This is a genomic window from Phycisphaerae bacterium, assembly GCA_035384605.1.
Lineage (GTDB): Bacteria > Planctomycetota > Phycisphaerae > UBA1845 > PWPN01 > JAUCQB01.
Genome location: DAOOIV010000172.1, coordinates 1 through 7,586 on the forward strand (window position 1 = coordinate 1; position 7,586 = coordinate 7,586).

The window sequence follows — 7,586 nt, forward strand, 5'->3', positions numbered from 1 at the left end:
CGCCTGACGGCTCGGACGTCACGGCGTGGGGCATGGATGTGGACTCCCTGCTCGGTGCCGACCCGCCGACGGTCTGGGCGCTGACGCAGGACCTGACGGCCGTCAACGGCCCCATCGCCACACCGACGGCCGAGCCTCCGATTCAATCGCAGGAGTCAGTCCAGTGGTTCACAACAACGGCCAGCATCGGCGGCGTGACAAGAGAACCGCTACCCGCTGGACAGACGACCCTGGCCACGCTGGCGCTGACCATCTCGCCCGAGCCCGGAACGTACCACCTGACCCTGACGGATGCTCAGTTCGTCGACACGATCCATGTGACGCACCCCGCCACGACCGGCCAGCCGCTGGTGATTGTGGTTGGGCAATAGGGGCTCGAACAGGCAAAGACAGAACGCCGAATTGCAGAACTGTGCCCGGAGTGAGTCATCGTACAACGCTGGGGTCAGCCCGGCTGTGTGGCGGCTGCCTTCTCTCTGGCCTGCGGCTGCGGATCCATAACGGCGGGGGCCGCGCCATAGGCGTTGTTGCGGACGTGAGTACCGGCCGACGCTCGAACCGCCGCCTGCGGACTGTCGTGGCGCGGGAACCAGTTGCCGAACACCTCGCACGTTTCCTGTGGCACGCCGCGGATAGCCACCGCGTGTTCGGGCGCGCGGAAGGTGTTGTGGTGGATGGCGATTCTCGTGCCGGCGATGTCCGTGCCGTCCTTGCGGTCGCGCCCGCCGTGCATGTCGAAGCAGTGGCTGAGCGAGGTGCCCAGTTCGACGTTGTGCCTGGCTTCGTAGCTGCACCCCGGCCGGCCGGTACCGGCAATGGAGTGGCGGTTGAAGTCAAACAGGTTCCGCTCGATCAGCGACGAAGCGGTATCGTGGCTAACGCCGTAGCCCAGTCCGTTGTACTGGCAATGGTGAATGAAGCAGTGGTGAATATGGTGCCGGTCGCCGCGCGAAAGCTTGACGCCGCAATGGCTGAAACCCGAAATCTCGCAGTTGTCGACCTCCAGGCCAGGGTGCTCGGTGCCGATGCCGGCGGAGGTCGGGAACTTGTAGTAGTACTCGTGCCCGCGGCCCTCGGCGAACGATCGGTGGTGATGGTCAAGGTATCGCTTGGGGTTGGGGCCGCGGATCCGCAGCCCGGTGACCCGCACGTCGGGGCCGGCTGCCCGGATGAGTAGCGGTGTCTTGAGGGCATCGGAGCAGAGCAGGGCTCCCACCGAGCCGTTCTCCCCGCGATTGCCCGCCAGCGTGACACCGGCGGGGACTTGCAGAACCAGTTCCTCGATGTACACCCGGGCAGTGCAGTCGATCTCCGTTTCGCCCGGGATGAATACGACCTGCCCGGCCTTGGCCTTGCCGAGGGCGTCGATCAGTTGGTCCAGGTTCTTGACGGTCAAATCACCCTTGCCGATGATTTGCTTGTACCCGCGCCCGCCACCAATGGGACCGAAATCATCTGCCTGCGCCCCGTACTTCTCGCCGTTGATTTCAACAAACGTCGCCTCCTGCGACTGACCCGCTGCCGCCTGCAGAAGTGACGCCATCAGTATGACCATCCAAGACATGAGTCGCATCCTTTCCAAGGTCGGGTGCCATGCCCACGGTTCTGCGTGGGCATGATCGCCCGAAACCGGCTGGACCGAGATTCCCATCTCGGTCCTCTTCGAGTGCGGATTCTCATCCGCCGCCACCAGAGGCGAAAAGATTCGCCAAAGGGGTGGTGCGAGAAGGGATTCTCGCACCAGCGGTTCTCAGATGAATACCCCCCGCATAAACCGGGGGCTCGCCGCCAAACCGCAGGGCTCGCTGTTACCAATTCAAGCTCGCCCGCCACGCCTTGGCCAGATCGGCCAGCGGCACCTCACTCCGGCGATCGCCTGCCCTCCAAATCAGCTTTTCGTTGCGAGCCGTCGTCGCGATCCTGCGGGCAAAAACGCCCGCGCGCTGCTCGGCGATTCGGGCAACATCATTCGCCGCCGACTCAGGCACTTGCAGAATGTACCCGCTGGTACCGGGCGAAAACGGACACAGATCGGTAAACGTCGCCTCGATGCCGCACTGGCCGGCAAAGGCCATCTCGGCCAGGGCCTGCAGGATGCCGCCGTCGCTGCAGTCGTGGGCGGCCAGGACCTTGCCCGATCGAATGAGTTCGCTGACGGCCGCGTGCAGACCGGCGGCGTCCTTGATCAGCGCCTCCGACCACTGCCGGGCCTTCAGCCCGACGTAGAAGAACAGCGTGGGCTGGTCACTGGGCTTGGCGTCCATGGTCACGCATCGTTTGACATCGTCGATCACGCTCATCGCACTGATCAGCAGCGTCTCGGGAATGCGAATGCGGTTGTTGAACAGCGGCATCATCTCGCCAAGCTGCCTGGCGTCGTTGGCATCGAGAGCGAACTCGTTGTTGAGCGAGTCTTTGCCGGAGATGAACGGCGTACCGAAGGCCACCGCCGCGTCGTAGCATCCCTGGCAGGCCCGGACGAGCGCGCCCATCGTCTGCGGATCCTCGCAGTTGCCCCAGCAGAAGTTGTCGAGGATGGCCGTGCGGTTCGGATCGCCGCCGACGCAAATCACGTTGCGGAGCGACTCGTCGATGGCCGCAACCGCCATCCAATAGGGGTCGACGTCACTCAGCGACGGGCAGATGCCGTTGGCCAGAACAATGCCTTTGTCGCTGGACAGCCTCGGCCGCAATACCGCCGCGTCCGACGGCCCCAGGCCGGGGCCCACCAACGACTTGACCACGCTGGCTCCCTGGACCTCGTGATCGTACTGACGGATGATCCATTCCTTGCTGGCGGTGTTGAGATCCGACAGACGGCTCAGGAGCAGGTCTCGCCCACCCGGCATGTTGGCATGCCCACGCGGAGCCGTGGGCATGGCACCCAGCACTCCTTCCCCCCTTGCCAAGGGGGGATCGAGGGGGGTCGCGCCTGATACCGCGGGTTTCCACGTCGCTTCCCTGCGGGTCTTCGGAACACCACCGTGCAGGAACCGGGCATCGATGTCGCCGACCTGTTTGCCGTCATACTTAATGATCAGCCGCCCGTCGTTGCGGAATGTGCCGATGACTGTCGCCTCGACGTTCTCCGCCTCGCAAATCGCTCGCACCTTCTCCCAGTTGCCCGGCGGAACGGCCAGCACCATCCGCTCCTGGGCCTCGCTGATCCAGATCTCGTCATATCGCAGGCCGGCGTACTTGAGCGGCACCTTCGATAGCTCGACGTCAGCTCCGAGCTTCTCGCCCATTTCGCCGACCGCGCTGCTCAGGCCGCCCGCCCCGCAATCGGTCGTCGCCGTGTAGAGGCATCCGTCGGCGTGGTCGCGGGCCCGCATCATCGCGTCGAGCACCTTCTTCTCAGTGATGGCGTCGCCGATCTGAACGGCGTGTGAAAACTCGTCGGCGTGTGTATCCGTCAACTCCGACGATGAGAACGTCGCGCCGTGAATGCCGTCGCGCCCGGTACGCCCGCCGATCAGCACGATCAGGTCTCCCGGGTTCGGCTTCTTTTCAATACACCGGTTGGGCATCAATCCCACGCAACCGCAAAACACCAGCGGGTTGCCGAGATATCGATTGTCGAAAACGACCGCGCCGTTGACGGTCGGAATGCCCATACGGTTGCCGTAGTCGCGAACGCCGGCCACGACGCCTTTGAGAATTCGACGCGGGTGCAGCACCCCCTTGGGCAGCAGGTTCATGGGGAAGTCCGGCCGACCGACGCAGAAGACATCCGTGTTGGCGATCGGCTTGGCCCCCAGCCCGACACCCATCACATCGCGGATGCACCCGCCGATACCGGTGGCGGCTCCGCCGTAAGGCTCGATGGCCGACGGGTGGTTGTGCGTCTCGACCTTGAACGCGACCGCGTAATCCTTGTCGAATTCGATCACCCCCGCGTTGTCCTTGAACACCGACAGGCACCAGTTGACCCGTCCGCTGCCGGTCAGGTCGTTGGTTGCCCGGGCAACGGTGTCGCGCAGCAGATTCTCATAACACACCTCGACCGTGCCGTCCGGCAGCATCTTCTGTGAGGCCGACGACGTCTTCGGGAACGCCGCGCCGCGATACCGAACCGCGCTCTTGAGGGTCTTGTGGACGCAGTGCTCGCTCCAGGTCTGGGCGAACATCTCCAACTCGAGGTCCGTCGGATCACGGCCGAGCGTGCGATAGTGATCCTGGATGGTCTTCATTTCTTCGAGCGATAAAAAGAGATGCGCCTCGCGCGAAAGCTTCCGCAAGGCCACGTCGTCAAGCCGGCGCAACGGCACGTAACGCAATTCGAAATCGCGTTTCGGCGCGACCGGCAGATGCTGTGGCCGGACGTCATGGCGTCCGAACCCGCTGAGATACGCCTCTTCGATGCAGTCGTTGTAGAACAACCGCCGGGCAACGAACTCAAGCTCGTCGAGGTTCGCAAGCCCCTGCAGGCGATACAGCCTCGCGGTTGAAATCGCCAGTGCGCGGGTGTCGATGCCCATGTCGGCCACCGCCGCCAGAGTCGACGCCGCCACCGGATCCATGACGCCTCCCTTGAGATGCACCTCGATCTCGCAGTCAGAATCGTCATGGGCCGGTTCCCGCTCGTCGCCGCCGCGATGCAGGCGATACGATTCGGTGATCGGGTCCGCCAGCAACAAAGAGGCAATCCGTTCGAGGACGGTCTCCGGAAGATCCGTCTCCATCAGAAAAAGCCGGCTGGACGCCACCACCCGGACATGCGGCAGACCCAGTTCGTGAATGTCGCGGAGGATGGCCGCCCCGTGGGAGTCGAGTTCCGCTCGCTTGGGTGAAACCGTGATCCGCCATAGAGGTGAGGCGGTGTGTTGACTCATGGAGGTAATACCTTCTTCCTGTAACGTCTCGATATCCATTTGTTGCGGGCTTCTTGACCGGCGGCCAGCCATTTCAGAATGGCCTGGGCATCATCGTCATCGAGCTTCTGGCGGAACCATCGCAGCTCGGCAACCAGCCGATCGATCGCCTGGAGCACGGCCCGCCGGTTGGTCCTGAAAATATCCGTCCACATAGTCGCATCCCCGCCGGCGATTCTGGTCGCGTCCGCAAACCCCGGGCCCGCGAGATCGATGGCCGATTCGCAAACCGCCAGATTGACCAGAGCGGCGGCAACAGCGTGCGGCAGATGGCTGACCCGGGCCAACAACCGATCGTGCCGTTCGGGGCTGGTCACCACCGTTCGACACCCCAGCGCCTCCCAAAACCTGCGCATCCAACTGACGGTCGCCGGCTTCGTTCGGGAAGTCGGGGTAAGGATGCAGGTCGACAATTGAAACAAATCCGCGCGGGCGAACTCAACACCCGTCTTCTCTGAACCTGCCATGGGATGGGAACCGACAAAGCGAACCGGGTCGGGCAAGAGGCGCTCGGCCATCCGGACGACCTGGGCTTTCGTGCTGGCAACGTCCGTAACGTAGGTTCCCGGTGACAGCGCCGGGGCCATTCGGGTTATCAGACCATCGAACTGACGGATGGGCGTACACAGAATGACCAGTTGGGAGCCGGAAACTGCCTTGGCGACGTCCCGGGTCACGACGTCCACGGCATCGCAATTGAGGGCTTTCCGCAGGGAGGAAGCCCGGCGTCCGGCTCCAATACGACATCCGCCAAATCCTGCGGCGCGCAGAGCCAACCCAATCGACCCACCCAATAAACCTACTCCGATGATCGCGATTTGGTCTAAATTCTTTATATCAATGATCTTGTGCACGACTATGGGGTGCCTCCAAGTGCGCCTACTGTAGCCGGGGGGTGGGGGTTGCGTCAAATGACCCTTGCTTCATCGAGCCGACGTGATATCCTATACCACTTGTGCCCGGGACAACGACTGCAGATGGCGCGGACTGCGGCGAAGTCTGGGCCGTGAGACTGAGCAGAAAGATACCATGAGCACACTGTCCGGAGTACGTCCAGCCGGTGATATGCTCTCCATCCCGGGGGTCATGCTGGAATTTGAGAAACCCCTGTTGCGGATCGAGCGGGAGATCGCCGAGCTGGAGGCCGTTCAAAACACCACCCAGCGGGATCTTTCCGCTGAGCTGAAAGAACTGCGGACTACGCTCGAGAGCATGATGCGCCGGACCTATGCCCGGCTGACCCCGTGGGAAACCGTCCTGGTTGCCCGACACCCCCGCCGGCCCGGGCTGCGAGACTATATCGAGGGCTGTGTCAAGGACTTCTGTGAACTGAGCGGGGATCGCTGTTTCGGAAACGACAAGGCGATTGTCACCGGCTTCGGCCGGATCGGGGGCCAGAAGGTGATGATCGTCGGGCACGACAAGGGTCGCGAGACCAAAGAGAAGATTGAACGGAATTTCGGTTGCCCCCACCCGGAGGGATATCGCAAGGCTCTCCGGAAAATGAAGCTGGCCGAGAAATTCAGGCTCCCGGTCGTAACCGTCATTGACACCCAGGGCGCCTATCCGGGCGACAAGGCCGAGGAACGCGGAATCGCCCAGGCTATCGCCGTCAACCTCATGGAAATGTCCCGCCTGCGCGTGCCCATCGTCGGGGTGGTCATCGGTGAGGGCGGCAGCGGCGGGGCGCTGGGCATCGGCGTGACCGATCGGCTGGCGATGTTCGAGCACGCCTACTACTCCGTGATCACGCCCGAAGGTTGCGCGGCCATTCTCTGGAAGAGCACCGAACAGGTGGCCGAGGCCGCCCGGCACCTTAAGCTCACCGCCCAAGACCTCAAGAAACTCGACCTGATCGACAAGATCCTGCCTGAGCCGCTCGGCGGCGGCCATCGTAATCCCTCAGCCATGATCGCCACCTTCGAGCAATATGTCAGCGAGACCCTCCGCGAGTTGAAGCGCGTTCGCCTGGACACCCTGCTCAAGCGCCGATATGAGCGATGGCGGAGCATGGGCAACTTCTTTGAGAACCTCAACGCCCCGAAAACGTCGCCGCGCTCCCGGACTCGGGCACCCAGCGGCAACGGTAACGGAGCTGCCGGTAACGGCCAGAACGGCAACGGCCGAGCCCGCATTGTCGAGCGCCGCAAGAGTGAAGCTGCCGACGCCGTCGACTGAAAGATCCCCCTCCTCACTCTCGACTCCACCATGTGTGTTTGGGATTTCCGCCTCGGCGGCAGCCGATGTGCCCGCGTCAGGAAGGGGTACGTGATAGTCTGGGCGGCCCTTTCAGAACCCCGAGCGCTCGCCACGGCGACGCCTGTCGCAGCCAGGTGAGCGAGGGGCCCTTGACCGACCTTTGCAGGTCGGTCAAGGACAGGCCGGGCCGCAAAGTGGCCAACACCACACGGGGGCCGCTCCCTTCCTGCTTCGCCAAGGCTACTCAGGACAAGTACGGTCGCGGTTGTGAAATGGGGGTTTGCCGCTCGCTTACGGTCGCGGTTCTGAAAAAGCCATAGCGTCTCCCCGCCTGGATCCCCCGGTTGCATGACAATCCCCGCAGGCGCGCACAGAAGCATGTCCGGATCGGACGCTTCGCACCGAATTCCTCGTTGGGCATTCATTGTGGTGCCGACGCCCCCGTCGGCACGTCTGACACATCGCTGGCCCCAGAATCCCTTCTGGGGCCTTCTAGTTGCCCCTGCTCCGCTG

General features: G+C 63.3%; 5 protein-coding genes. 2 read left to right on the forward strand and 3 right to left on the reverse strand.

Features of this window, described 5'->3' with window-relative positions; all coding sequences use genetic code 11:
- A partial coding sequence (locus PLL20_20985) for a hypothetical protein (GenBank protein ID HPD32476.1) occupies window positions 1-371 on the forward strand: 371 nt, incomplete at its 5' end.
- A gap of 74 nt (window positions 372-445) precedes the next feature.
- Here the strand turns inward: PLL20_20985 and PLL20_20990 are convergent.
- The 3 genes from PLL20_20990 to PLL20_21000 all read right to left on the reverse strand — a co-directional run bounded on the left by PLL20_20990 (window position 446) and on the right by PLL20_21000 (window position 5,728).
- Entirely contained in the window at window positions 446-1,564 is a 1,119-nt protein-coding gene (locus PLL20_20990; GenBank protein ID HPD32477.1) for a right-handed parallel beta-helix repeat-containing protein, read from the reverse strand.
- A 244-nt stretch (window positions 1,565-1,808) separates the two neighbouring features.
- The gene (locus PLL20_20995; protein ID HPD32478.1) at window positions 1,809-4,835 is read right to left on the reverse strand and encodes a phosphoribosylformylglycinamidine synthase subunit PurS; all 3,027 of its coding nucleotides are present in this window, start codon (window positions 4,833-4,835) and stop codon (window positions 1,809-1,811) included.
- Window positions 4,832-5,728: a prephenate dehydrogenase gene (locus PLL20_21000; GenBank protein ID HPD32479.1), complete on the reverse strand. Its 897-nt coding sequence runs from the start codon at window positions 5,726-5,728 to the stop codon at window positions 4,832-4,834. The genes PLL20_20995 and PLL20_21000 overlap by 4 nt, the downstream gene beginning before the upstream one ends.
- Before the next feature lie 175 nt (window positions 5,729-5,903).
- On the opposite strand from PLL20_21000, the gene PLL20_21005 reads away from it, so the two are divergent.
- Window positions 5,904-7,052, forward strand: a complete 1,149-nt coding sequence (locus PLL20_21005; protein ID HPD32480.1) for an acetyl-CoA carboxylase carboxyltransferase subunit alpha — start codon at window positions 5,904-5,906, stop codon at window positions 7,050-7,052.
- The last annotated feature ends 534 nt before the right edge of the window (window positions 7,053-7,586 follow it).